22 protein-coding genes are annotated in these 25,923 nt (G+C 46.6%); 20 read left to right on the forward strand and 2 right to left on the reverse strand.

The window, feature by feature from the left end; all coding sequences use genetic code 11:
• Positions 1-15: 15 nt before the first annotated feature.
• Positions 16-2,640: a bifunctional uridylyltransferase/uridylyl-removing protein GlnD gene (gene glnD / locus J4N45_RS03495; RefSeq protein WP_252013675.1), complete on the reverse strand. Its 2,625-nt coding sequence runs from the start codon at positions 2,638-2,640 to the stop codon at positions 16-18.
• Positions 2,641-2,755: 115 nt separating this feature from the next.
• A complete protein-coding gene (gene map / locus J4N45_RS03500) occupies positions 2,756-3,634 on the reverse strand; it encodes a type I methionyl aminopeptidase (protein ID WP_042476346.1) in 879 nt (292 codons plus the stop codon).
• Between the two features lie 385 nt (positions 3,635-4,019).
• Here map and rpsB point away from each other — a divergent pair, with 385 nt between their 5' ends.
• The 20 genes from rpsB to glnB all read left to right on the forward strand — a co-directional run bounded on the left by rpsB (position 4,020) and on the right by glnB (position 25,893).
• The gene (rpsB, locus tag J4N45_RS03505; protein ID WP_006072474.1) at positions 4,020-4,751 is read left to right on the forward strand and encodes a 30S ribosomal protein S2; all 732 of its coding nucleotides are present in this window, start codon (positions 4,020-4,022) and stop codon (positions 4,749-4,751) included.
• A 128-nt stretch (positions 4,752-4,879) separates the two neighbouring features.
• Positions 4,880-5,722 (forward strand): translation elongation factor Ts, encoded by an 843-nt coding sequence (gene tsf, locus J4N45_RS03510; protein WP_252013676.1) that lies wholly within the window; start codon positions 4,880-4,882, stop codon positions 5,720-5,722.
• A gap of 153 nt (positions 5,723-5,875) precedes the next feature.
• Positions 5,876-6,607: a UMP kinase gene (pyrH, locus tag J4N45_RS03515; RefSeq protein ID WP_042476351.1), complete on the forward strand. Its 732-nt coding sequence runs from the start codon at positions 5,876-5,878 to the stop codon at positions 6,605-6,607.
• Between the two features lie 83 nt (positions 6,608-6,690).
• Entirely contained in the window at positions 6,691-7,248 is a 558-nt protein-coding gene (gene frr / locus J4N45_RS03520) for a ribosome recycling factor (RefSeq protein ID WP_042476355.1), read from the forward strand.
• Between the two features lie 94 nt (positions 7,249-7,342).
• Positions 7,343-8,098: an undecaprenyl pyrophosphate synthase gene (gene uppS / locus J4N45_RS03525; RefSeq protein ID WP_042476358.1), complete on the forward strand. Its 756-nt coding sequence runs from the start codon at positions 7,343-7,345 to the stop codon at positions 8,096-8,098.
• A 12-nt stretch (positions 8,099-8,110) separates the two neighbouring features.
• Positions 8,111-8,953 (forward strand): phosphatidate cytidylyltransferase, encoded by an 843-nt coding sequence (locus J4N45_RS03530; protein ID WP_252013677.1) that lies wholly within the window; start codon positions 8,111-8,113, stop codon positions 8,951-8,953.
• A 59-nt stretch (positions 8,954-9,012) separates the two neighbouring features.
• Positions 9,013-10,212, forward strand: a complete 1,200-nt coding sequence (ispC, locus tag J4N45_RS03535) for a 1-deoxy-D-xylulose-5-phosphate reductoisomerase (RefSeq protein ID WP_252013678.1) — start codon at positions 9,013-9,015, stop codon at positions 10,210-10,212.
• Positions 10,213-10,251: 39 nt separating this feature from the next.
• Positions 10,252-11,610: a sigma E protease regulator RseP gene (rseP, locus tag J4N45_RS03540; protein WP_252013679.1), complete on the forward strand. Its 1,359-nt coding sequence runs from the start codon at positions 10,252-10,254 to the stop codon at positions 11,608-11,610.
• Positions 11,611-11,657: 47 nt separating this feature from the next.
• On the forward strand, positions 11,658-14,096 hold the full coding sequence (gene bamA / locus J4N45_RS03545; RefSeq protein WP_252013680.1) for an outer membrane protein assembly factor BamA: 2,439 nt from the start codon (positions 11,658-11,660) through the stop codon (positions 14,094-14,096).
• A gap of 71 nt (positions 14,097-14,167) precedes the next feature.
• Positions 14,168-14,668, forward strand: a complete 501-nt coding sequence (locus J4N45_RS03550; RefSeq protein ID WP_042476562.1) for an OmpH family outer membrane protein — start codon at positions 14,168-14,170, stop codon at positions 14,666-14,668.
• Between the two features lie 22 nt (positions 14,669-14,690).
• A complete protein-coding gene (gene lpxD / locus J4N45_RS03555; RefSeq protein WP_252013681.1) occupies positions 14,691-15,722 on the forward strand; it encodes a UDP-3-O-(3-hydroxymyristoyl)glucosamine N-acyltransferase in 1,032 nt (343 codons plus the stop codon).
• Between the two features lie 177 nt (positions 15,723-15,899).
• Positions 15,900-16,331, forward strand: a complete 432-nt coding sequence (gene fabZ, locus J4N45_RS03560) for a 3-hydroxyacyl-ACP dehydratase FabZ (protein ID WP_394153572.1) — start codon at positions 15,900-15,902, stop codon at positions 16,329-16,331.
• A 1-nt stretch (position 16,332) separates the two neighbouring features.
• Positions 16,333-17,121 (forward strand): acyl-ACP--UDP-N-acetylglucosamine O-acyltransferase, encoded by a 789-nt coding sequence (gene lpxA, locus J4N45_RS03565; RefSeq protein ID WP_128647851.1) that lies wholly within the window; start codon positions 16,333-16,335, stop codon positions 17,119-17,121.
• Positions 17,122-17,217: 96 nt separating this feature from the next.
• Positions 17,218-18,360, forward strand: a complete 1,143-nt coding sequence (gene lpxB, locus J4N45_RS03570; RefSeq protein WP_252013682.1) for a lipid-A-disaccharide synthase — start codon at positions 17,218-17,220, stop codon at positions 18,358-18,360.
• Positions 18,357-18,983, forward strand: coding sequence for a ribonuclease HII (gene rnhB, locus J4N45_RS03575; protein WP_128647850.1), 627 nt, complete (start codon positions 18,357-18,359; stop codon positions 18,981-18,983). Before lpxB ends, rnhB begins: the two co-directional genes overlap by 4 nt.
• Before the next feature lie 80 nt (positions 18,984-19,063).
• A complete protein-coding gene (gene dnaE, locus J4N45_RS03580; RefSeq protein ID WP_252013683.1) occupies positions 19,064-22,543 on the forward strand; it encodes a DNA polymerase III subunit alpha in 3,480 nt (1,159 codons plus the stop codon).
• 49 nt (positions 22,544-22,592) lie between these two features.
• Positions 22,593-23,552: an acetyl-CoA carboxylase carboxyl transferase subunit alpha gene (accA, locus tag J4N45_RS03585; RefSeq protein WP_252013684.1), complete on the forward strand. Its 960-nt coding sequence runs from the start codon at positions 22,593-22,595 to the stop codon at positions 23,550-23,552.
• Between the two features lie 82 nt (positions 23,553-23,634).
• Positions 23,635-24,954, forward strand: coding sequence for a tRNA lysidine(34) synthetase TilS (gene tilS / locus J4N45_RS03590; RefSeq protein WP_252013685.1), 1,320 nt, complete (start codon positions 23,635-23,637; stop codon positions 24,952-24,954).
• Positions 24,955-25,074: 120 nt separating this feature from the next.
• The gene (locus tag J4N45_RS03595) at positions 25,075-25,386 is read left to right on the forward strand and encodes a c-type cytochrome (RefSeq protein ID WP_252013686.1); all 312 of its coding nucleotides are present in this window, start codon (positions 25,075-25,077) and stop codon (positions 25,384-25,386) included.
• A gap of 168 nt (positions 25,387-25,554) precedes the next feature.
• On the forward strand, positions 25,555-25,893 hold the full coding sequence (gene glnB, locus J4N45_RS03600) for a nitrogen regulatory protein P-II (protein WP_042476388.1): 339 nt from the start codon (positions 25,555-25,557) through the stop codon (positions 25,891-25,893).
• Positions 25,894-25,923 lie beyond the last annotated feature (30 nt).

A 25,923-nucleotide genomic window follows, 5' to 3' on the forward strand; every position in this document is an offset into this window, starting at 1 on the left:
ACTGTATATTAATAACTAGCTAGTGATTTGCTCTGAAATATTCTCCTGCAGTTTTTGCTTCAACACTGCTTGTTCGTCTTCAGTTAAACGGCCACCGTTTTCACCCGTTAAGATAAACAAATCTTCCGCTCGTTCACCAATCGTGGTGATTTTAGCGGCATGAATACTAAGGTTCAGCTGAGCGAACGTTGCACCCACTTTCGCTAGTAGACCAGGCGCGTCAAGGGCAACGAGTTCCATGAGGGTGCGTTTTTTGCTCTTGGTTGGCAAGAAATCAACTTGAGTCTTGACGTTAAAGTGCTTGAGGTTACGTGGCGCTCGCCTTGTCTTAATCTTGGTTGGTCGTCCATCTTGTAGAACGTGGACTAAGTGCTTGATAACGGCAGGGTGACGACTTGCATCTATCGCATCACCATGCTGATCCAGCACCATAAAGGTATCCAGCACATAACCATCTTTGCTGGTCATGATCTGTGCATCATGAACGTTAAAGTTTCGTCTATCCAGCTCAGCGACCACGGTTGCGAATAGGGCGGGTTGGTCTTTGCTATAGACGAAGACTTCTGTGCCACCACGTGTGGCATTTTTACTCATGAGTACCAGTGGCTTGGTAGGATCGTCAAGATTGAGGATATGTTCGCTATGCCATGCTATCTGCTTATGGGTGTGGCGCAGGAAGTAATCGGCTTTAAAGCGCTGCCACAGTACTTCGATTTCACGCGCCGCAAACCCCTGTTTACGAAGCAGGGCTGAGGCGAGCTGTTGGTTATGACGAATACGGTCACGCACGTCAACAGGGTTCTCGAGACCTCGTCGCAGGACTCGCTGAGTTGAGTAGAATAGTTCGGCTAGTAGCGTACGTTTCCAACTGTTCCAAAGCTCAGGGTTGGTTGCACAGATATCGGCTACGGTGAGACAGACAAGGTACTCGAGGTACTCTTCATCACGAACCTTTTTAGCAAACTCAATAATGACATCTGGGTCATAGATATCACGGCGCTGAGCTGTCACCGACATGAGTAGATGGTTTTGTACCAACCAAGAAACGAGCTTCGCTTCTGGTTTTGATAAGCCATGTTCCATACAGAAGTCGTAAGCTTCAGTTGCTCCTATTTCAGAGTGGTCGCCACCACGTCCTTTACCGATATCATGGAAGATAGCGGCTAAGATCAGCAGCTCCTTCTTCTGCATTCGAGGGTACACCTCACAGCAAATCGGGTGCTTGCTGTAGCTTTCCTCTAGGCTGTAGGTGTGAATATGGTTGAGAAGGCGCACGCTGTGCTCATCAACCGTGTAAACATGGAACAGGTCGAATTGCATCTGACCAACGATCTGGCTCCACTGTGGCAAGTAGGCGGCGAGTACGCCGAGTTTGTGCATCAAACGAAATGCTCTGTGAAGGGCATTTGGATGACGGACCAAATCCATGAACTTTTCTCTTGCTTCTGGAATGGTGTGCAAGAACTTGTTCAATCTGCGCCTTGCTGTGCGTAGCTGCCTCAGCGTCGCAGGGCTGACACCTTCAATGCTTGAGTCGTTAGCAATATGAATAAACATATCGAGAATGGTTTCTGGACGAGCCTGAAACAGGGCTGGCTTTCTTGCCTCGATAAGTTTGCCACGACGTTGAAAGTCCTCATTGATGATTTCTGCTTGTTGGATTTGACCTTTATTGATGATGGCCTGGTCGAATAGTTTTAACAGCATCTTATTGAGCTCAGCGACACGTCTTAAGGTGCGATAAAACTCTTTCATCATGGTCTCAACAGCGACATTTCCTTCACCAACAAAACCTAAGTTTTCAGCAACTTGTGCTTGATGCGCGAACATGAGTCGATTGTCGTATCGTCTTAGCTCGATGTGCAGGGCGAAACGGACTCTCCATAGAAAGTTTTGACACTCAACCAGCTCACGGTATTCGGCATCGGTAAGGAAACCGAATCGGCTCATTTCATACAGGGAAGTTGCACCAAAGTGACTGCGTGCTACCCAGCTAAGCGTGTGAATGTCACGCAATCCGCCTGGCGTCGACTTGATGTCTGGCTCAAGGTTGTAAGTGGTGTCATGATACTTGGCGTGACGTGCGCGCTGCTCTTCAATCTTCGCACTGTAAAACGTCTCTGAAGGCCAAAAGCTATCTGAGTCAATTTGGGCTTTTAGTTGTGAGAAGGTATCTTCGCTACCGCAAAGAAGTCGCGCTTCTTGCAAGTTGGTAGCGACGGTTAAATCTGATTTGCCGATTTCAATACATTCATCGACAGTCCTAACGGCATGACCGACTTCCAATCTAAGGTCCCATAATAAGGTAATAAACTCACTAATGGTGCTCTCGAGTGCGGCGGGTATTTTTTTACGCGATACCACTAAGATGTCGATATCAGACAGAGGGTGAAGCTCGCCACGGCCATATCCACCTACCGCTACCAAAGATAGATAGGTTTGATTAGAGAGCTCTGATGCAGACCAGAGTCGACGAAGTAGCTGATCGATGTAATCAGAACGACCAAGTACCAAATCGGTGATGGGGTGGTGATTTAAAAATTCGTGCTTTTGATGGTTCGAGAACGCCTCGAGCTGTGTTTTCAACTCTTGAATGGTCAACTGATCATCATTAAGCGTTGTTGGGCTTTGAAAAGTCATGTGTGCAATCCGTGCAAGCAAAAAAAAGTCACTAACAAGGGTTATACCAAAATAGGGCGGATAAAAAAATATCCCCAGTAGTTGGGGATATTTTTAGAAACGTTCAGAGAGGAGATTACAGGTTGTTCATATGACGAGGAATGGTCTCGTCGCTGCGCAGTGTGAGTACCTCACAGCCAGTCTTAGTGACGACAATGGTATGCTCCCACTGAGCTGAATTTTTGCCATCACCTGTGTAAACCGTCCAGTCATCCTCTGCATCGATGCTGCAGCCGAATTTACCCGCGTTGATCATAGGCTCGATAGTGAACACCATGCCTTCTTGTAGAACGCGGCGGTCGTTGTTTTTGTAGTGAACCACTTGTGGCTCTTCATGAAACTCAGAACCAATGCCGTGACCACAGAAATCTTTAACAATAGAGAACTTGTTACGTGGATTCTTTTTGTTGTTCGCTTTGATGAACTTCTCGATTTCAGTACCGATAGCGCCAACGGTAGAACCTGGCTTAACAGTCTTCATACCAAGGTACAGCGCTTCTTGAGCCACCATCGCCAATCGCTTGTCTGCAGGAGAAACATCACCAACAAGGAACATTTTAGATGTGTCACCGTGGTAGCCTTCTGGGCGAGTATCTAGAGACGCATTCTCATCATTAGGAATGATAACTGTCACGTCCACGTTCACGATGTCGCCATTTTTGAGTACTGCAGGCTTAAGTTTACCCGTTGTACCCATTTCGTCTTTTTCAGCTGGGATGCCGTGACAAACGATATGGTTGATAGAAGTACAGATTGATTTAGGGTAACCGTGGTAATCAAGCGGCGCAGAGTACGCACCTTTCTCACGAGTATATTCAGCACAAATTCTATCTAGCTCCTCAGTCGTGACCCCTTCTTTTACATGAGGTTCGATCATTTCTAAAAGCTCTGCTGCAAGCTTACCTGCGATTCGCATTCTTTCGATTTCAGCTTCAGTTTTGATTTTGATAGACATCTGTGTTCTCTGTATTTTAAATTGACGCGTTATTCTATCAGTGGCGAGATTAAGCGCAACAAGAATAACTCTCACTTCCCTGTTGATACGTTACTCAGTGTAGTTTGGGTTTGCTAAGAGTTCACCTATTGAATCGCTGTCACTTTGTACATTTCTTGCGATTTTTCTGGAAATCGACCCCTTAAATATGGTATAAAGCGCGCCGATGACAGGACTTAGTCTCTTCACTCTTTTTAGAAAGGGCGGCGAGTTAGGTTGTGCATCAACATACTTTAATTTAAATCCACACACATTTCGTCACATGTTCCGGGGTGCTTGAGTAATCATTCATACCAAGTCGGAACCATGGGAAATGTGGAGGCCTAACCCCATAGAGGAATTTAAAATGGCAACTGTATCAATGCGCGATATGCTTAAAGCTGGTGTTCACTTCGGTCACCAGACTCGTTACTGGAACCCAAAAATGAAGCCATTCATCTTTGGTGCTCGTAACCGCGTACACATCATCAACCTAGAAAAAACTGTACCAATGTTCAACGATGCACTAGCTGAGCTAGCTAAAATCGGTGAGAAGAAAGGTAAAGTTCTTTTCGTTGGTACTAAGCGCGCTGCATCTGAAGCTGTTAAAGAAGCTGCAATCAACGCTGACCAGTTCTACGTGAACAACCGTTGGTTGGGCGGTATGCTAACGAACTACAAAACTGTTCGTCAGTCTATCAAGCGTCTAAAAGATTTCGAAGCACAAGCTCAAGACGGTACTTTCGAGAAACTAACTAAGAAAGAAGCTCTAATGCGCACTCGCGAAATGGAGAAGCTAGAGAAGTCTCTTGGTGGTATCAAGAACATGGGCGGCCTACCAGACGCTCTATTCGTAATCGACGCTGATCACGAGCACATCGCTGTTAAAGAAGCAAACAACCTAGGTATCCCAGTATTTGCTGTTGTTGATACTAACTCTAACCCAGACGGCGTTGACTACGTTATCCCAGGTAACGACGACGCAATCCGTGCAGTACAGCTTTACCTAAACGCTGCTGCAGACGCGGTTAAAGAAGGTCGTAACAAAGATGTTGCTGCTGTAGCTGACAAAGACGGTTTCGTAGAAGAAGCTGAATAATTGCGGCTTTAGCCACACTTAGTTTTGGTAGACACAGAGTCTTCATATAAACTGAGTTATAGTTAGATCAGGGGCCGCATATGTGCCCCTGATTTTTACCCTAATTAGAATCAATCGAGGAATAGAGAATGGCTGTTACTGCTGCTCTAGTTAAAGAACTGCGCGACCGTACTGGCGCAGGCATGATGGAATGTAAGAAAGCGCTTGTTGAAACTAACGGCGACATCGAAGTTGCTATCGAAAACATGCGTAAGTCTGGCGCTGCTAAAGCTGCTAAGAAAGCTGGTAACATCGCTGCTGAAGGCGCGATCATCATCAAAGAAGAAAACGGCGTTGCTGCTCTTCTTGAAGTTAACTGCCAAACTGACTTCGTTGCTAAAGATGCTAACTTCACTGCATTCGCAGAGAAAGTTGCTGCTGACGCACTAGCAACTAAAGCAACTGCTGAAGAGCTAGTTGCTAAGTTCGAAGAAGAGCGTGTTGCTCTTGTTGCTAAAATCGGTGAGAACATCAACATCCGTCGCGTACAGTACGTTGAAGGTGCTGCAATCGCTTCTTACCGTCACGGTGAGAAAATCGGTGTTGTTGTTGCTGGTGAAGGCGACGCAGAAACTCTTAAGCACGTTGCTATGCACGTTGCTGCTTCTCGTCCAGAGTTCGTTAACCCAGAAGACGTACCTGCAGACGTAGTTGAGAAAGAGAAAGCTGTTCAAGTTGAAATCGCTATGAACGAAGGCAAACCAGCTGAAATCGCAGAGAAGATGGTTGTTGGCCGTATGAAGAAATTCACTGGCGAAATCTCTCTAACAGGTCAACCATTCGTAATGGAACCTAAGAAATCTGTTGGCGAAATCCTTAAAGAGCGTGGCGCATCTGTAGTGACTTTCGTTCGTCTAGAAGTTGGTGAAGGCATCGACAAAGGCGAAGAAATGAGCTTCGCTGATGAAGTAGCAGCAGCTCAGAAAGGTTAATCCTTGACGATTTGTTAATGAAGAGACCGTGGCCTTGGCTGCGGTCTTTTTACGACTAGGCTAGCCGTTATTTTTTAATCGTCATGAGTTGGGATTCCTATACTAGTCTCAACCCATGACCGTTAATCGATAACTCTTTGGAAGGTATACTCCATGACAACGAACCCAAAACCTGCTTATCAACGTATTCTGTTAAAACTTAGTGGCGAGGCTCTACAAGGCGAAGAAGGCTTTGGCATCGACCCTAAAATCTTGGATCGTATGGCTCAAGAAGTAAAAGAGCTAGTAGAACTGGGTGTTCAAGTTGGTGTTGTAATTGGTGGTGGTAACCTATTCCGTGGTGCGGGTCTTGCTGAAGCTGGCATGAACCGTGTTGTTGGTGACCACATGGGTATGCTTGCGACTGTAATGAATGGTCTAGCAATGCGTGATGCTCTACACCGCGCTTATGTAAATGCTCGTGTCATGTCAGCAATCCCACTGAAAGGTGTGTGTGACGATTACAACTGGGCTGATGCGATTCGCGAACTTCGTCAAGGTCGCGTAGTTATCTTCTCTGCTGGTACTGGTAACCCATTCTTCACGACAGACTCTGCTGCGTGTCTACGTGGTATCGAAATCGAAGCTGATGTGGTTCTTAAAGCAACTAAGGTAGATGGCGTATTTACTGCCGATCCAGTAGCTAACCCAGACGCTGTATTATGTGATAAGCTTTCGTACAACTCAGTTCTAGAAAAAGAGCTGAAAGTAATGGACTTGGCTGCATTCACATTGGCACGTGATCACAAGATGCCAATTCGTGTATTCAACATGAACAAGCCAGGTGCACTTCGCCGAGTTGTGATGGGTGAAGCAGAAGGCACGCTTATCAGCGACGCAGAATAAGAGTACACTCTTAACCAGAATTATCGAAGGACATAGCCTGAAAGCAGACTGGCTTTCAGGTTACTATTATTTAAGGTGATATTGTGATTAACGAAATCCAACAAGACGCTCAAGAGCGCATGGCAAAAAGTGTTGAAGCACTAAAAAACAACCTAACTAAGATCCGTACCGGTCGTGCACACCCAAGCCTTCTTCAAGGTCTTTCTGTTGAGTACTACGGTGCGCCAACGCCTCTTAATCAGGTTGCTAACGTTATCGCTGAAGATGCTCGTACACTAGCGATCACTGTATTCGACAAAGAGCTTGCTCCTAAAGTTGAAAAAGCGATCATGATGTCTGACCTAGGTCTAAACCCTATGTCTGCAGGTACGGTTATTCGTGTACCACTTCCACCACTAACAGAAGAGCGTCGTAAAGACCTAGTTAAGATCGTTCGTGGTGAAGCAGAAGGTGGCCGCGTTGCTATCCGTAACATCCGTCGTGACGCTAATGGTGAGCTAAAAGCGCTACTAAAAGACAAAGAGATTTCTGAAGACGAAGATCGTAAAGCACAAGACGAAATTCAGAAAATCACTGACGCTGCTGTTAAGAATGTAGATGAGCTACTGGCAGCGAAAGAAAAAGAGTTGATGGAAGTCTAATTTTTCATCGATTGACTCTTGTTAAGACGCTGTGCTGACAGCACAGCGTTTTTTTATGCTACTCTGTCCGTCCCAATTATAACTACATTCTTTTATGCAGAACTCAGACACCTTCAACGACGCCCTTCCAAAACATATCGCGATCATCATGGATGGTAATGGCCGTTGGGCTAAGTCCAAAGGAAAGCCGCGCGTATTCGGGCACAAAAAAGGGGTTTCAGCGGTTCGTAAGACGATTTCAGCAGCGGCAAAGCTTAATATAAAAGCGGTCACCTTGTTTGCATTCAGCAGCGAGAACTGGCGCCGTCCTGAAGACGAAGTTGGCTTATTGATGGAGCTGTTTATTACGGTTCTATCAAGTGAAATTAAAAAACTCCACAAGAATAACTTAAGACTACGTATCATTGGCGACAAAACTCGCTTCAATGAGCGATTGCAGCGCAAAATTGCCGAAGCGGAAGCATTAACGGCTAACAATACTGGTACTGTGGTCAACGTAGCAGCAAACTATGGCGGAAAGTGGGATATCCTACAGGCCACCAAACAACTGGCTAAGCTAGTTGAGACGGGTGAGCTTAATGCTTCTGATATTACAGAAGACATGATCAGCCAACATGTCACTATGTCGGACCTACCTGACGTTGATCTCTTGATCCGTACCAGTGGTGAGTGCCGCATTAGTAACTTTATGCTTTGGCAAATGGCTTACGCGGAAATGTACTTTATGGATGAGTACTGGCCGGAATTTAACGAAGATACTCTCGTTAAAGCGATTACCTGGTTTATTAACCGAGAGCGACGCTTCGGATGTACCGGAGAACAAGTCAAAGCGTTAATGGAAGCCAATTAAGGACGATTTAATTTGAAACAACGAATTATTACCGCCCTAATCCTAGCGCCGCTGGTGGTTTGGGGGATCTTTTCTTTACCACTGTTGTGGTTCATAGGTCTCGTCTCAGCGATTACTATGGTTGGTGTATGGGAGTGGGCGCAGTTCACTCAAAATCAATCGCGTATCTTGGGAATGGTACCAACAGGTGCTGCTGTAGCACTGTCACTTCTTGTCGTCCCTTTTGATGTTATCTCTTTAAACACAGTAGCACCCTCACATATCGCTATATTAGGGGTTGGGTTTGGTTGGTGGATTATAGCTAGTGCTCTAGCCATGACTTATCCTAAATCTTCATCTCTCTGGGATGGCTCCAATTTGTTGAGACATGCCTTTGGCATTCTGACATTGGTACCGTTTTTATGGAGCATCGTGATTCTCCGCGGGCAGCACTACCATATTGATGCTTACTACGGCTCTAAACTCGTTTTGTTCGTCTGTTTGATTGTTTGGGCTGCAGATAGCGGCGCTTACTTCGCAGGTAAAAGCTTTGGTAAACGCAAAATGGCGCCTAATGTCAGCCCTAATAAAACGATTGAAGGGTTATTGGGTGGCATAATCGCTGCGCTTATCGTGGCTTGGGGTGCATCCGTTATCTTTGACATTCAGTTTACCAGTTTCGCTGCGATGGCTATCATTACGTTAGCAACAGTAGTAATTTCTGTTTTAGGCGATTTGGTAGAGAGTATGTTTAAGCGTGTCTCAAAGATTAAAGACAGCAGCAACATCATACCTGGTCATGGAGGGGTCCTTGATCGCGTTGATAGCTTAACAGCAGCTTTCCCTGTATTTGCCCTCCTATATCTCGTGTTTTAATCTGCTAAAGAGAGAGTGAGTTGTCACTCTCTCTTTGGTTTAAAAGTGGTTGTTTTAGCATGCAAAATCTCACCATTTTAGGTGCAACTGGCTCTATCGGAGCTAGCACTTTAAAAGTCGTTTCGGAAAACCCTTCTGCTTTCAATATCTACGCGCTCGTTGGTGGCAAAAATGTCACTAAAATGGCTGAGCTATGCGCGGCGTGGCAACCACAGTTTGCAGTTCTGAATGACGAGGCTGACGCCAAGATACTCAAAGCGATGCTTGTATCGGGCTCGAAAACTCAAGTGCTTTCAGGTCCACAAGCTATGTGTGACGTATCAAGCGCCAGTGACGTTGATATGGTCATGGCTGCTATCGTGGGTGCGGCTGGATTGCTTCCTACCTTGGCAGCTGTTAAGGCAGGTAAACGAGTTCTGTTGGCGAACAAAGAAGCCTTGGTGATGTCAGGCCAATTGTTCATTGATGCTGTGCGTGAACACAATGCTTCTTTGCTACCCGTCGATAGCGAACACAATGCTATCTTTCAGTGTCTGCCTACCGATATTCAAACTAACCTTGGGCATTGCCAATTAGCAGATTCTGGCATCAATCATATCTTACTGACAGGTTCCGGCGGTCCTTTCCGATATACCGATATCGCAGAATTAGCGAGTAAAACACCAGCTCAGGCGATTGCACACCCTAACTGGTCGATGGGGCCGAAGATTTCAGTAGACTCTGCGACCATGATGAACAAAGGGCTAGAGTTTATCGAAGCTCGCTGGCTTTTTAACACCTCGAAAGACCAACTAAAGGTGATCATCCATCCGCAGTCGGTCATTCATTCCATGGTGCAGTACAACGACGGCTCAGTGCTGGCGCAGATGGGACAGCCTGATATGGCGACACCGATTGCGTATTCCATGTCCTATCCAGACCGTATTCCGGCAGGCGTTGCACCACTTGATTTCACTAAAGTGGGTGAGCTGACGTTCCTTGAACCAGACTACACTCGTTATCCTTGTCTAGCATTGGCGATGGAAGCGTGTTTTGAAGGGCAACATGCCACCACGGCGATTAATGCGGCCAATGAGATTGCGGTAGAAGCGTTCTTATCGGAAAAAATTCGATTTACCGAGATAAGCTCAGTAAATGAGCGTGTTATGTCGAAAGTATGCGCATCAAACGAATTTAAGCAATTGGATAACTTGGAAACTATTCTTGAGGTAGATAGAATGGCTCGAAGTTATGCGCAAGAAATAGTGCGTTCGTATTAATACAAGACTTTTTAACAGACCTCTTTTTGAGATATAGCTATGACTGATATTTTGTGGAATCTGGCGTCCTTTATTGTCGCATTAGGCATTCTTGTCGCCGTTCATGAATTTGGGCACTTTTGGGTTGCTCGACGTTGTGGCGTCTACGTTGAAAAGTTCTCGATTGGTTTTGGTAAGTCAATCTGGTCTAAAGTCGGTAAAGACGGCACCGAATACAGTATTTCAATGATCCCCCTAGGCGGCTATGTCAAGATGCTCGATAGTCGAGTCGATGAAGTCTCTGAGGTAGATCACAAGTATGCTTTCGATAAAAAGCCTCTATGGAAAAGAACCGCTATTGTAGGAGCGGGTCCAGCATTCAACTTCTTCTTTGCCGTATTCGCATACTGGTTGGTATTTCTTATCGGTGTACCTGCGGTTAAGCCTGTGGTGGGAGAGGTGACTCCAAGCTCAATAGCCGCTCAAGCGGGTTTAGAGCCAGGCATGCAGATTCTGTCTGTTGATGGCAAACAAACTCTAGACTGGGAGTCGGTAAACCTCGGTTTGGTTTCTCATATTGGTGATAGTCAGATGACGATCACAGTGTCATCAGAAAGCCAAATAGGAATGGACAAAAAGTTAACACTTGATCTTCAAACGTGGAACTTTAATCCAGAAACAGAGTCTGCTATGGGGACGCTTGGTTTTGTTCCTTTCTCTCCTGAGATAAAGATGACGCTGGTTAACGTCAGTGCGGATGGTGCAGGTGCACAGGCTGGCCTTCTCGTAGGCGATACCATCACTCAGATTGATGGTATCGCTGTTGAAAGTTGGAAGCAGGTCGTCGAAGCGATTCAAGGCAGTGCAAATACCCCACTACCAATGACGGTTAATCGAGCGGGGGAGAGTGTTTCAATCACCCTAGTCCCTGGCTCTCGCGAGTTGGCTGATGGGAGCAATATAGGGTTTGCGGGCATTGCTCCAGAGCTGGGCGAATGGCCAGCGGATTATCGATTTGATCTTCAATATGGACCGGTAGAAGCGGTGGGTAAGGCCATCGTAAAAACAGGACAAATTATTGAGCTGACAATGACGATGCTTAAAAAGCTGATTGTTGGCGATGTGGGGCTAAATAATCTGAGTGGACCGATCTCGATCGCGAAAGGTGCGGGAACGACGGCAGATTATGGTTTGGTCTACTTCTTAGGTTTCTTGGCGCTGATTAGTGTCAACCTAGGGATAATCAACTTAGTACCGTTACCAATGTTAGATGGCGGTCATTTGATGTTCTTCGCTGTAGAGGCAGTGATTAGACGACCAGTCCCAGAAAAAGTACAAGAAATGGGCTATCGAGTGGGAGGTGCAATCATCTTCTCATTAATGCTGATAGCAATTTTTAATGATTTTACACGCCTTTGATATCAGAATTCAGGCAGCAGTATTAGCAAGGAATAATTAGAGCAGGTATGGCGATTAAGCATATTTTATTCGCATCTCTACTGGCGACAAGTGTGTCGGCGAATGGGGCTGAGGATTTTGTTGTACAGGACATTCGTATAGAGGGATTGCAAAGGGTTGCACTGGGTGCGGCGCTATTGAAGATGCCTGTACGTATTGGTGATACCGTTGACGGTAAAGATATTTCCGAAATCATCAACGCTTTGTACCAGTCTGGCAACTTTGAAGACATTAAAGTCCTTCGAGATAACGATGCGTTAGTCGTTCGAGTGAAAGAGCGCCCAACCATTGCAAGCATTTCATTCTCGGGCAACAAGGCTATCAAGGAAGAACAACTGCAACAAAACCTTGATGCGTCAGGCGTCGTGGTAGGTGAAGCACTTGATAGAACGACCTTGAGTAACATTGAAAAAGGTCTAGAGGATTTTTACTACAGTGTGGGTAAATACAACGCAAAAGTACAAGCCGTTGTTACACCACTTCCACGTAACCGTGCTGACTTAAAGTTTGTCTTTACAGAAGGTGTGTCTGCGAAAATTAAGCAGATTAACTTTATTGGCAACACCGTCTTTGCTGACGAAGAACTTCTGTCTCGCTTCAACCTCAATGTTGATGTCGCTTGGTGGAACTTCTTGGCCGATGACAAGTACCAGAAACAGGTACTGGCCGGTGATATTGAAGCTTTGAAGTCATTCTACTTAGACCGTGGTTATCTGAAATTTAAGGTCGACACGACACAGGTTTCTATTTCTCCAGATAAAAAAGGTGTGTACATCACCCTAGGTATCGACGAGGGTGAAGCCTACAAGATCAAAGATGTTAACTTCCGAGGTCAGTTGATTGGTAAGCAAGCCGAGTTTGAAGGCATGGTGCCGTTTGCTGCCGGCGATACCTATAATGGCTCTAGCGTAACCGCGCTGGAAGAGAACATTAAGCGAGTGCTGGGTGAGTCCGGCTATGCGTATCCTCAGGTGAGAACGATCCCCGAGTTTAACGACGAAACCAATGAGGTATCGCTAGTTATCAATGTGGAAGCGGGAAATCGTATTTATGTGCGTGATATTCGCTTTACAGGTAACAACTCGACAAAAGATGAAGTTCTGCGTCGAGAAATGCGTCAGATGGAATCGAGCTGGCTGAACTCTAAGTCTATCGAAACGGGTAAAAACCGTCTGAACCGACTGGGTTTCTTTGAGACCGTAGATGTACAAACCGTTCGCGTTCCTGGTTCTGATGACCAAGTGGATTTGGTCTATGACGTAAAAGAAGCCAACTCGGGCAGTGTTAACTTTGGTGTCGGCTATGGTACCGAATCAGGTATCAGCTTCCAGGTCGGTCTTCAGCAAGATAACTTCGCAGGTTCAGGTGACCGAGTTGGTATCAGTGCTATGACCAACAAATACCAAAAGAACATTACCCTAGATTATCGTGACCCCTACTGGAACCTAGACGGCGTTAGTTTGGGTGGGCAGATCTTCTACAACGAGTTCGAAGCGTCTAAAGCGGGCATTATCGACTATACCGACCAAAGCTACGGCGGTACGTTGACGTGGGGTTTCCCGGTCGACGAACTTAACTATCTTGAGTTCGGTGGTGGCTATACCCACAGTCGTCTGGGTAACATCAAAGAATACGTTCAGATTGAAAAATTCCTGCAAGCTCAGGAGAAGAACCGAGATGCAGAAGGTAACTTGATTACCGATGATTTCCATCTGACAGCAGCATGGACTCGTAACAATCTTAACCGTGGTCGTTTCCCTACAGCGGGCAACCATCAAAAACTTTACGGAAAAGTGACAGTACCTGGTTCGGATGTTCAATACTTTAAGACACAATACGACATTAGGCAGTACTTTCCGATTACACAAAGCCACAACTTTACGTTATTGTTGAAGGGTCGTTTAGGCTACGGTAACGGTTATGGTCAAACCAACGGTAATGACAACCTGTTGCCGTTCTATGAGAACTTCTATGTCGGTGGTTTCTCAACACTTCGAGGCTTCCGTCAGAACTCGGTAGGTCCGAAAGCGGTTTATAACGATCCAAACGGCGGTGGTTGTGGTAACGTCGGCGGTAACAACCCGTGTTACTCAGCGACAGAACAATCTGTGGGGGGTAACGCGGTAGCACTAGCGAGTGTGGAGCTAATTGTTCCAACACCATTTGCATCGGATGAGTTCCGAAATCAAATTCGAACCAGTGTGTTCTTTGATGCGGCAAGCCTATGGGATACCGAGTTTACTTATGTATCCCCAGATCCAAACATGCCGGGTAAACAATATTACTACGACTATTCGGACCCATCTAACTACCGTGCATCGGTAGGTGTGGCAGTCCAATGGATGTCGCCAATGGGGCCATTGGTCTTCTCATTAGCGACACCAGTTAAGAAGTTTGAAGGCGATAAAACAGAAGCCTTTACCTTCACGATTGGTAACACATTCTAATTCTGTGGGGAATTGCCCCACAGCTTAAGTAAATACAAGATTTTTAAACAGAGGAATCGACCTTGAAAAATATGATGAAAGCGGCTGGTCTTGGCCTAGTTATCCTTACCTCTTCAATGTTTGCAACAGCAGCAGAAGCGGCTCAGAAAATTGGCTACGTGAACACGCTACAAGTTTTCCAAGCGCTTCCACAACGTGAAGCTACGCTTCAGAAACTGCAAAACGAGTTCAAAGACAAAGCGGCAGAGCTTCAAGCTATCCAAGCAGAAGCGACTAAGAAAATGGAAAAACTTCAGCGCGATGGCGAGCTACTAGGCACTGAAGAAGTAGAGAAATTACGTATTGAAATTGGTCAGCTAGACAGCAAGTACAAGATCAAGGGTCAAGCTCTAGAGAAAGAGAGCCAGCGTCGCGAAGCAGAAGAGAAGCAAAAGCTTTTCCAAACTATCCAACAAGCTGTTGAGAAAGTGGCTGAGAAAGAAGGCTACGACATGATCATCGACATTCAAGCGGTGGGTTATGCGAAAGAAGAGTTCAACATCTCAAGCCAAGTTATCGACTCTCTTAAGTAATTAGTTAGCTAGTAGGAATAACATGACAGCATTGACGTTAGCACAGCTTGCTGAGATCACTGGTGGTGAACTACACGGTGATGGGAATGTCTCAATTCACACTGTTGCCCCAATGGATCGCGCAGGTGAAGGTGAAATTACGTTCTTAACCAACGTTAAGTACGCAAAGCACCTTGGAGAGTGTAAAGCTTCAGCAGTAATGGTGAAGGCAACGGAATTAGAGCACTGTAAAACGAACGCTTTAGTGGTTGCTGATCCTTATGTGGCTTATGCGAAAGTTGCTCAAGCATTAGATAGTACGCCTAGTCCGGCTTCAGCAGGCATTGCAGCGAGCGCTGTAGTATCACCGGAAGCAAAAATAGGTAGTAATGTCTCTATCGGTGCTAACGCTGTTATTGAAGCCGGTGCTGAGCTAGGCGACAACGTTGTTATTGGTGCAGGTTGCTTTATCGGTAAAGGCGCAAAGCTTGGTGCAAACACTAAGCTTTGGGCGAACGTTGCCATCTACCATGATGTTGTGATGGGGACAGACTGCCTTGTTCAATCAAGCACAGTGATTGGCTCTGACGGCTTCGGTTATGCCAATGAAAAAGGTGAGTGGGTTAAGATCCCTCAGCTTGGTACAGTAAGAATTGGCAATCGAGTAGAAATCGGTGCCTGTACAACTATCGACCGTGGTGCACTTGACGATACGATTATCGAAGACAATGTCATCATCGATAACCAGATGCAGATTGCACACAACGTGCACATCGGATATGGCACAGCGATGGCTGGTGGTACTATTGTTGCTGGTAGTACGAAGATTGGTAAATACTGCCAAATCGGTGGAGCAAGTGTTCTTAACGGCCACATTGAAATCGCCGATGGTGTTATCGTGACGGGAATGGGCATGGTTATGCGCAGCTTACCAGAGAAAGGTATCTACTCGTCAGGTATACCGCTTCAAACCAATAAAGAGTGGCGTAAGACCGCAACTCGTGTTCATCGCATTGATGAGATGAACAAGCGCCTAAAAGCAGTCGAGAAACTGCTCGAGCAACAAGAGGACTAATCCTCAGTCGCTTAAACAAAAAAGGCTCGCTTTAGGCGAGTCTTTTTATGTGCGTGAACTTGGTTCAGGTCGAGCTTGGCTCCCTAACTGACACTGTGGGGTATTTGGGTATATAATGCCCCTAGACTAGAAAAGAATTGATATAGGATTTTTACTTTGAGCACCGATACTAAAACAATGAACATCACTGAGATTCAGGAACTTCTGCCACATCGTTATCCGTTTCTGCTTATCGATCGTGTGACCGACTATCAAGAAGAAAAGTATCTGACCGCTATCAAGAATGTTTCGGTGAACGAACCACAATTCACAGGTCACTTTCCACAGCTACCTGTATTCCCTGGTGTATTGATCCTAGAAGCGATGGCGCAAGCAACCGGCCTTTTAGCGTTTAAATCGTTTGGTGCACCTAAAGACAATGAGCTTTACTACTTTGCAAGTGTCGACAAAGCGAAATTCCGCAAGCCAGTAGTGCCTGGTGATCAACTCATTATCGAAGTGGAGTTCGTGAAAGAGCGCCGCGGTATCGCTGCATTTAACGGTGTGGCGAAAGTCGATGGTGAGATTGTTTGTTCTGCTGAACTGAAATGTGCTCGTAGAGAGTTTTAATATGATTCATGAGTCTGCAAAGATACACCCAAGTGCCGTTATCGAAGGTAACGTCACTATTGGTGCGAACACCACGGTAGGACCATTTACCTACATTGCGGGTGACGTCACCATCGGTGAAAACAATGAAATTATGTCGCACGTCGTGATTAAAGGTAACACGACGATTGGCAATGACAACCGAGTGTTCCCGCAAGCGATTATCGGTGAAGAAAACCAAGATAAGAAGTATGGCGGCGAAGATACACGTGTAATTGTGGGTGACCGCAATGTGATCCGTGAGAGTGTACAGATCCATCGTGGCACCACGCAGGACAAAACACAGACTGTTGTTGGTAACGACAACCTGCTGTGTGTCAACGCGCACATCGCTCATGACGTGATCGTTGGTAATCACACTCATATTGGCAACAATGCAATCCTTGGTGGGCATGTTACCGTTGGCGATTACGCTGGCGTGATGGCTCTATCAGCAATTCACCCATTCTGCACAGTAGGCGCATACGCCTATGTCGGCGGTTGTTCTGCTGTCGTTCAAGATGTGCCACCTTATGTTTTAGCACAAGGTAACCACGCTACGCCGTTTGGCCTAAACCTTGTTGGCCTAAAGCGTAATGGCTTTGAGAAGCCAGAGCTTCGTGCATTGCAGAAAGCTTACAAAGAGATTTATCGCTCGGGTAAGACCCTAGCCGAAGTGAAGCCGGTACTGGAAGAGATGGCGCAAGAATGGGCCTCTGTTGGACGCTTCATTGAGATCTTGGAAACGTCAGAGCGTGGCATTATTCGCTAGCTCAGCATCTCAGCAAGCTTAAAAGATCGCCAGTCGGACTGGCGGTCTTTTTCTGTTTTAAGAAAACCATAAACTTATCGCAAATAGGGACTATCAATGGAACGACCATTACGCATCGGCATCGTCGCAGGCGAACTCTCTGGTGATACGCTTGGCGAGGGCTTTATCAAGGCTCTCAAAGTGCGCTATCCGGATGCTGAGTTTGTCGGTATTGGCGGACCAAAGATGATGGCCCAGGGCTGCGAGTCTCTATTCGATATGGAAGAGCTTGCTGTGATGGGGCTTGTGGAGGTCTTGGGTAGGCTAAGAAGACTGCTGCATGTTAAGGCTGAGTTGGTGAAGTACTTTACTGAGAATCCGGTCGATGTGTTTGTCGGGATTGATGCCCCAGATTTCAATTTAAGACTTGAGTTGGATCTGAAAAAAGCAGGCACTAAAACAGTACATTACGTCAGCCCTTCTGTGTGGGCTTGGCGGCAAAAACGCATCCACGGTATCGCTGAAGCGACGAACTTAGTGTTAGCATTTCTGCCGTTTGAAAAAGCGTTTTATGACAAGTTCAACGTACCGTGTGAGTTTGTTGGTCACACCCTTGCCGATGCGATTCCTTTGGAGTCTGATAAAGGGGCAGCTCAAGAGCTGCTGGGACTTGATAAAGATAGAAAATGGCTCGCTGTGCTACCGGGTAGTCGTGGTAATGAGCTCAAAATGCTCTCGCAGCCATTTATCGAGACCTGTCTCAAGCTCAGCAAGGATGATCCGACACTCGGCTTTGTCGTTGCAGCCGTAAACGATAAACGTAAGCAGCAGTTCATTGATGCCTGGCAGCAATATGCCCCAGAGCTAGATTTTCATATTGTTCAAGACACGGCCCGTAATGTGATTACAGCCTCCGATGCAGTGTTGCTGGCGTCTGGTACGGTGGCATTAGAGTGCATGTTACTCAAGAGACCTATGGTTGTTGGTTACAAGATGAATGCCATCACCGCATTTTTGGCAAAGCGTCTGGTTAAGACTAAGTATGTCTCTTTACCTAATATTTTGGCGGACGACGAGATAGTCAAAGAGTTCCTACTCGAAGCCTGCACACCTGAGAACCTGCACGCTGAGCTGACGCGACTGCTGAATGGCGACAATCGCGATATGATTGAGAAGTTCACCGAAATGCATCATTGGATCCGCAAAGATGCGGATAAACAGGCCGCCGACGCCGTACTTAAATTGATTGATAGATTATGACCAAAAAGAAAACACCAGTAGAGTTACCTCCTTTTGAATATCCTCAAGGTTACCTTGCAGTAGCTGGTGTGGATGAAGTAGGACGTGGTCCCTTGGTTGGTGACGTAGTAACTGCTGCCGTTATACTTGACCCTAACAATCCGATAGAAGGTCTCAACGACTCTAAGAAGCTGTCAGAGAAAAAACGTCTCGCGCTCTATCCAGAGATAAAAGAGAAAGCGTTAGCTTGGTCTGTGGGTCGCTGTTCACCGGAAGAAATTGATCAGCTTAATATCCTTCAAGCTACCATGGTTGCGATGCAGCGAGCGGTCGCTGGGCTGAGTGCTACGCCAGATCTCGTGCTTATCGATGGCAACCGAACGCCGGCGCTTCCGATGGACGCACAGGCTGTGGTGAAAGGCGATCTTCGCGTCGCGGAAATCAGCGCCGCCTCTATCATCGCTAAGGTGGTGCGTGACCAAGAAATGGAAGAGCTCGATAAAGAGCATCCGGAATTTGGATTTGCCAAGCACAAAGGATACCCAACCAAGGCGCACTTTGAAGCGATTGAGCAGCATGGCGTTATTGCTCAGCATCGAAAAAGCTTTAAGCCAGTAAAACGCGCCTTAGGTTTAGAAGACTAACAGTATTAAGATTAACGCTATTGAAAGGCTAGTGGCTTCAGATATAGCCATTAGAATGTCGTGACGATTTAGGATTCATTATGTCAGACCCCAAGTTTATACACTTACGTGTTCACAGTGACTTCTCTATGGTGGATGGGCTTTCCAAAGTACCGCCACTGGTGAAGAAGGTAGCGGAAATGGGTATGCCAGCTATGGCATTGACCGACTTCACTAACCTTTGTGGTCTCGTAAAGTTTTATGGCAATGCTCATTCCGCGGGTATTAAGCCACTGATTGGGGCCGACTTTTCCATGCAGTCAGACGAGTTTGGCGAAGAGCTGACTCGTATTACAGTGCTTGCGGCGGATAACAAAGGCTACAATAACCTAACGCTGCTGATCTCAAAAGCCTACCTTCGTGGACACGTACAGCATCAACCTGTGATTGACAAAGCGTGGCTTGCAGAGCTTTCAGAGGGATTGATTGTTTTGTCGGGTGCCAAAGAAGGTGAGGTTGGTAAAGCCCTACTCAAAGGCAATCAAGCGCTTGCCAAGCAGTGTGCGGCTTTCTATCAGACCCACTTTCCAGATCGCTACTACCTCGAGTTAATCCGTACGGGACGTTCAGACGAAGAAAGTTACCTGCATTTTGCGATTGAGTTAGCCGAAGAGCTAGAGTTACCTGTCGTTGCCACCAATGAGGTTGTGTTTGTCGATAAAGAACTGTTCGACGCTCACGAGATCCGAGTCGCGATTCACGACGGATATACCCTCGATGATCCACGTCGTCCTAAACGCTACAGTGACCAGCAGTATTTACGTAGCGAAGAAGAGATGTGCGAGCTATTTGCCGATATTCCAGAAGCACTGCGAAACTCTGTCGAGATAGCCAAGCGATGTAATGTCACCGTAAGGCTTGGAGAGTACTTCCTACCCGCGTTCCCAACAGAGGGTATGGAAGAGACAGATTTCTTGGTGATGAAGTCTCGCGAAGGCCTAGAAGAGCGTTTAGAGTTCCTGTTCCCTGACGAGCAGGTCCGTCTTGAGCGCAGACCGGAATATGATGAACGCTTACAAATAGAGCTCGACGTAATTAACCAAATGGGCTTTCCTGGCTACTTTTTGATCGTAATGGAGTTCATCCAGTGGTCGAAAGATAATGCGATTCCTGTAGGCCCTGGTCGTGGTTCGGGTGCCGGCTCTTTGGTCGCGTATGCGCTGAAAATCACCGATCTTGATCCTCTAGAGTACGATCTGCTATTCGAGCGCTTCTTGAACCCTGAGCGTGTTTCCATGCCCGATTTTGATGTCGACTTCTGTATGGATAAACGTGACCAAGTTATTGATCACGTGGCAGAAATGTATGGTCGTGATGCGGTATCTCAGATCATCACATTCGGTACCATGGCTGCCAAGGCGGTTATTCGAGATGTAGGTCGCGTACTTGGTCACCCATTTGGCTTTGTCGATCGTATTTCGAAGCTTATCCCGGGTGATCCTGGTATGACGCTACAAAAGGCGTTTGATGTAGAACCCGCTTTACCGCAGTTATATGACAATGATGAAGAGGTTCGTGACCTTATCGACATGTGTCGAATCCTAGAGGGTTGTACACGTAACGCCGGTAAGCACGCGGGTGGTGTTGTAATCTCACCGACCACGATCACGGATTTTGCGCCGATCTATGCAGATTCAGAAGGTCACTTCCCAGTCACACAGTTTGATAAGAACGATGTGGAAACCGCTGGTCTGGTTAAGTTTGACTTTTTGGGCCTGAGAACGTTAACCATCATCGACTGGGCGTTGGGGCTTATCAACCCACGCTTAGAGAAAGAAGGTAAAGAGCCGGTTCGTATCGAATCCATTCCACTCGACGATCAGCCGTCTTTCCAACTGCTACAAAATTCAGAAACCACTGCGGTATTCCAGTTGGAATCTCGAGGTATGAAGGAGCTTATCAAACGCCTTCAGCCGGACTGTTTTGAAGATATTATCGCACTGGTAGCCCTATTTCGTCCGGGTCCGCTTCAGTCGGGCATGGTAGATAACTTTATCGACCGTAAACACGGACGAGAGGCGGTCTCCTATCCGGATGAAACCTGGCAACATGAATCGCTAAAAGAGACGCTTGAGCCAACCTATGGCATCATCCTTTATCAAGAGCAGGTGATGCAGATCGCGCAGATCCTTGCGGGCTATACGCTAGGCGGCGCAGACATGCTGCGTCGTGCGATGGGTAAGAAAAAGCCTGAAGAGATGGCCAAGCAGCGTGCCGTGTTCGAAGAAGGGGCCATTAATAATGGCGTCGACGGCGAACTGGCGATGAAGATCTTTGACTTGGTAGAGAAGTTTGCAGGTTACGGCTTTAACAAATCGCACTCGGCAGCGTATGCTTTGGTTTCTTATCAAACGCTTTGGCTGAAGAAACACTATCCAGCTGAGTTTATGGCAGCGGTAATGACCGCGGATATGGATAACACCGAAAAAGTCGTCGGCCTTGTCGATGAGTGCTTCCGCATGAAGCTCAAGGTATTGCCACCAGACATCAACGCTGGCTTGTTCCGATTTAATGTCAATGATGAAGGTGCCATAGTTTACGGAATCGGAGCGATCAAAGGGGTTGGTGAAGGCCCAATTGATGCCATTATCGAAGCCAGAAACAAAGATGGCTATTTCCGTGACTTGTTTGATTTTTGCGCTCGCATTGACCTTAAAAAGGTTAATAAGCGAGTGATTGAAAAACTCATTATGGCGGGGGCGCTTGATAAATTGGGGCCACACCGAGCGGCATTAATGGCATCACTAAATGATGCCGTGAAGGCGGCGAGTCAACATCACCAAGCTGAAGCTTTTGGACAGGGCGATATGTTTGGCGTCTTGACCGATGCTCCAGAAGAAGTCGAGAACAAATATACTCAGGTTCCTGCTTGGCCAGAAAAGGTTTGGCTGGAAGGCGAAAGGGAGACGTTGGGTCTTTATTTGACCGGGCACCCAATTAACGCCTACCTAAAGGAACTAACCAAGTATACAAGTTGTCGACTAAAAGACGCCACGCCAACACGTCGTGATCAATCGCTGACGGTTGCGGGTCTGGTGATCGCTGCTCGTGTGATGACGACGAAACGTGGCACACGCATCGGAATTATGACTTTGGACGACCGAAGTGGTCGTATGGAAGTGATGTTGTTCTCAGATGCACTAGATAAATATGCTGAATTGTTAGAAAAAGATAAAATAGTGGTCGTTTCTGGACAGGTCAGCTTTGATGACTTCAATGGTGGACTTAAAATGTCTGCCCGCGAAGTTTTAGATCTTGGTAGCGCTCGCGAGAAATTTACGCGAGGATTATCCATCTCTTTGTTAGAGCAACAAATTGATGAGCGCTTTTATCAGCGCTTTATGGAAATACTTACCCCTCATAAAGCGGGGACTGTACCTGTTAATATTTACTATCAGCGTTCGGATGCACGAGCAAAACTAACGCTGGGTACAGAATGGCGTGTTACACCAAATGATACGCTGCTAGAAGAATTACAGCAGTTACTTGGTAAAGACCAGGTAGAACTCGAATTTAACTAATATAGCATTGGGACTTGAGTCCCGATGCAGAATCGAAAAGGATTCATAGATGAGCTTGAACTTTCTTGAATTTGAAAAGCCAATTGCCGAACTAGAAGCAAAAATTGAAGCACTGCGTGATGTATCTCGTCACGGTGGTGACAGCGCAATTGACTTAGATAAAGAAATTGAACAACTAGAGAAGAAAAGCTTAGAGCTTAAGAAAAAAATCTTTAGTGATCTTGGTGCGTGGCAAGTAGCACAGCTCGCTCGTCACCCACAACGTCCATATACATTGGACTACATTGAGCACGTATTTACGGAATTCGATGAGCTTGCTGGCGATCGCGCTTTTGCAGACGACAAAGCGATCGTGGGTGGTATGGCTCGCCTAGAAGGACGTCCAGTGATGATCATTGGTCACCAAAAGGGCCGTGAAACCAAAGAAAAAGTAAAACGTAACTTCGGCATGCCTAAGCCAGAAGGTTACCGCAAAGCGCTTCGTCTGATGCGCATGGCTGAACGTTTCAACATGCCAATCATTACCTTTATCGACACGGCGGGTGCATATCCAGGTGTTGGCGCTGAGGAGCGTGGTCAGTCTGAAGCTATCGCAATGAACCTTAAGGTGATGGCGGGTTTGAAGGTGCCAGTTATCTGTAACGTTGTAGGTGAAGGCGGTTCTGGTGGTGCACTCGCTATCGGTGTGGGCGATTACGTGAACATGCTTCAGTACTCAACGTACTCAGTAATTTCTCCTGAAGGCTGTGCGTCTATCTTGTGGCGTGATTCGGATAAAGCACCACAAGCAGCAGAGGCGATGGGTCTTATTGCGCCGCGCCTTAAAGAGCTTGAGCTTATTGACGAGATCATCGAAGAGCCGCTTGGTGGCGCACACCGAGATGCGATCCAAATGGCTGAAAACATGAAAGCAACCCTGCTTCGCCAGCTAGAAGAGCTCGATCAGCTAGAAGAAGAGCACCTTCTTGAGCGTCGCTATCAACGATTGATGAGTTATGGCTACTGCTAAACGAAATTGATTTATATAATAAGGCGAGCATTATGCTCGCCTTTTTTGTATTTTGAGTCCCTACGCTATTTAGGAAATACCCATGTCGCTACGTCAACAGTTCACCGAATCTATGCTCCGTTATCCTCCTGATGGAGGGCGCATTGTTGTCGGATTCAGTGGCGGCGTTGACTCCCGAGTATTGCTGAGACTGGCTGTTGAGTATCGTACATGCTACCCATCTACTTCGATTGTCGCAGTTCACGTTCATCATGGGTTGAGCGACAAAGCTGACCATTGGCTAGCGCTATGCAAGCAGTGGGCGAAAGAAGAAAAGGTTGAGTTTGTTGCAGAGCATGTACAACTGAACCTCAATAGTGGTGATAGCATTGAGCAGCAGGCGCGTCATGCTCGTTATCAGGCTATCAATCAACATATGACGCATGACGACGTTCTGATCACCGGGCAGCATTTGGATGATCAAGCCGAAACTTTTCTGCTTGCCGTTAAGCGTGGCAGCGGACCTAAGGGGCTATCATCAATGGCGGCCTGTATGCCTTTCGGTAAGGGCACTCTTGTTCGACCTCTTCTTGGTGCGCAACGTCAGGACATTGAACAGTTTGCCAATGATGAAGCGCTACAATGGCTTGAGGATGAAAGCAATCAAGATACCCGCTTTGATAGAAACTTTTTGCGACATGAGGTCATGCCTTTGCTTAGTTCTCGTTGGCCTAGCTTTTCCAAGGCGGTGAATCGCAGTGCAAGGCTATGTGCCAAGCAAGAGCGGTTACTAGAAGAGCTGCTAAAACCGGAGCTAGAGGCCTGCCTTGATCGTTTTATGGGTATCAAGGTAGAGGCGTTAAATCACTTTTCAGAGCTAAAACGCGACCAGCTATTGCGTATGTGGTTAGAATCTCAAGTGACAGTTTTGCCTAGTGAAGTTCAGCTACAAAAACTTTGGCAGGAAGTCGCGTTAGCTAGGGTTGATGCAAACCCTCAGATAGAATTGTCCGGCGGAGTAGTCCGCCGATTTCGTGGCTACCTTTATTGGATTGCGAAGCAAGCTGATGTGACGAGTTGGACACATGCCCTGACATTGGAGGAGCCGTTAGCTTTACCAGATGATTTAGGGATCTTAAGTTTAAAAAGAGGTCGTTCAGGCGACAGCACTATGACGCTAGAATGCGCTAAACTCACTGGGGCTTTGAGCGTTACGTTCAACCCTGAAGGACTGAGCGCCCATCCCCATGGACGCTCTGGCTCTCGCAAGTTAAAGAAGCTGTTTCAAGAATATCAGGTGCCAAGTTGGCAACGTCGCCGCACGCCAATCCTGATGATGAACGGCATTGTGGTTGCCGTCGGTAACCTGTTTGTAGATAAGGATTTTTACGGCTCAGATTGTGAACTTGTCTGGGACAAATGACCCTTTTTCATGTCACAATCGTAAAGATAATAAAACGCAGGAAGCGGTTAGAACTGTTCAATTTGTGTGATGGATGCACTGCTTTCTGACTAACATTGATAAAAAGTACAAGGTAAAGCAATGAAAAAATTGATGATTGGAGTAATCGCAGTAGTGGGGTTACTGAGTGGACCAGCAATGGCAGGTGACGTCGCCGCGGGTAAAGCGAAAGCAGCGGTTTGCGCAGCGTGTCATGGTGCTGATGGGATTGCGGTTATCCCTGGTTACCCAAACCTTAAAGGACAAAATGAGCAGTACCTAGTGACGTCCATCAAGGCGTATAAAAACAAAGAGCGCAACGGTGGTTTGGCAGCAGTCATGCAAGCTCAAGCATCGATGCTTAGTGATGAGGACATCGCTAACCTAGCCGCATACTACGCTAGCTTGAAGTAACGACCACTTATCGTTCCGAACGTAAGCTAGAAATAACGCAACGACTCAGTCGGTTGCAAGAATGTTTGACACAAAGCTCGAAGCTACGCTTCGGGCTTTTTGTTTTCGTTGATTGTTGATGCGACCTACCAGATAATGTCGCTAACAAAATTGATGTAAGGGAAGAACATGAAAAAGATCGAAGCGATTATCAAACCATTCAAACTTGATGATGTGCGCGAAGCACTGGCTGAAGTGGGCATTACAGGTATGACCGTTTCTGAAGTGAAAGGTTTTGGTCGCCAGAAAGGCCACACTGAGCTTTATCGAGGCGCTGAGTACATGGTCGATTTCTTACCAAAAGTGAAACTCGAGATTGTTGTTGCAGGTGATGTGGCTGACCAGTGTGTTGAGACCATCATTGAAACGGCTCAAACCGGCAAGATTGGAGATGGCAAAATCTTCATCACTGATATCGAGCGTGTTGTTCGTATCCGCACTGGCGAAGAAGACGAAGACGCGATCTAAAACGCGTTTAGCACTAACATTAAAAGGAGT

This window comes from Vibrio sp. SCSIO 43140 (genome assembly GCF_023716585.1).
GTDB classification, from domain to species: Bacteria; Pseudomonadota; Gammaproteobacteria; order Enterobacterales; family Vibrionaceae; genus Vibrio; species Vibrio maritimus_B.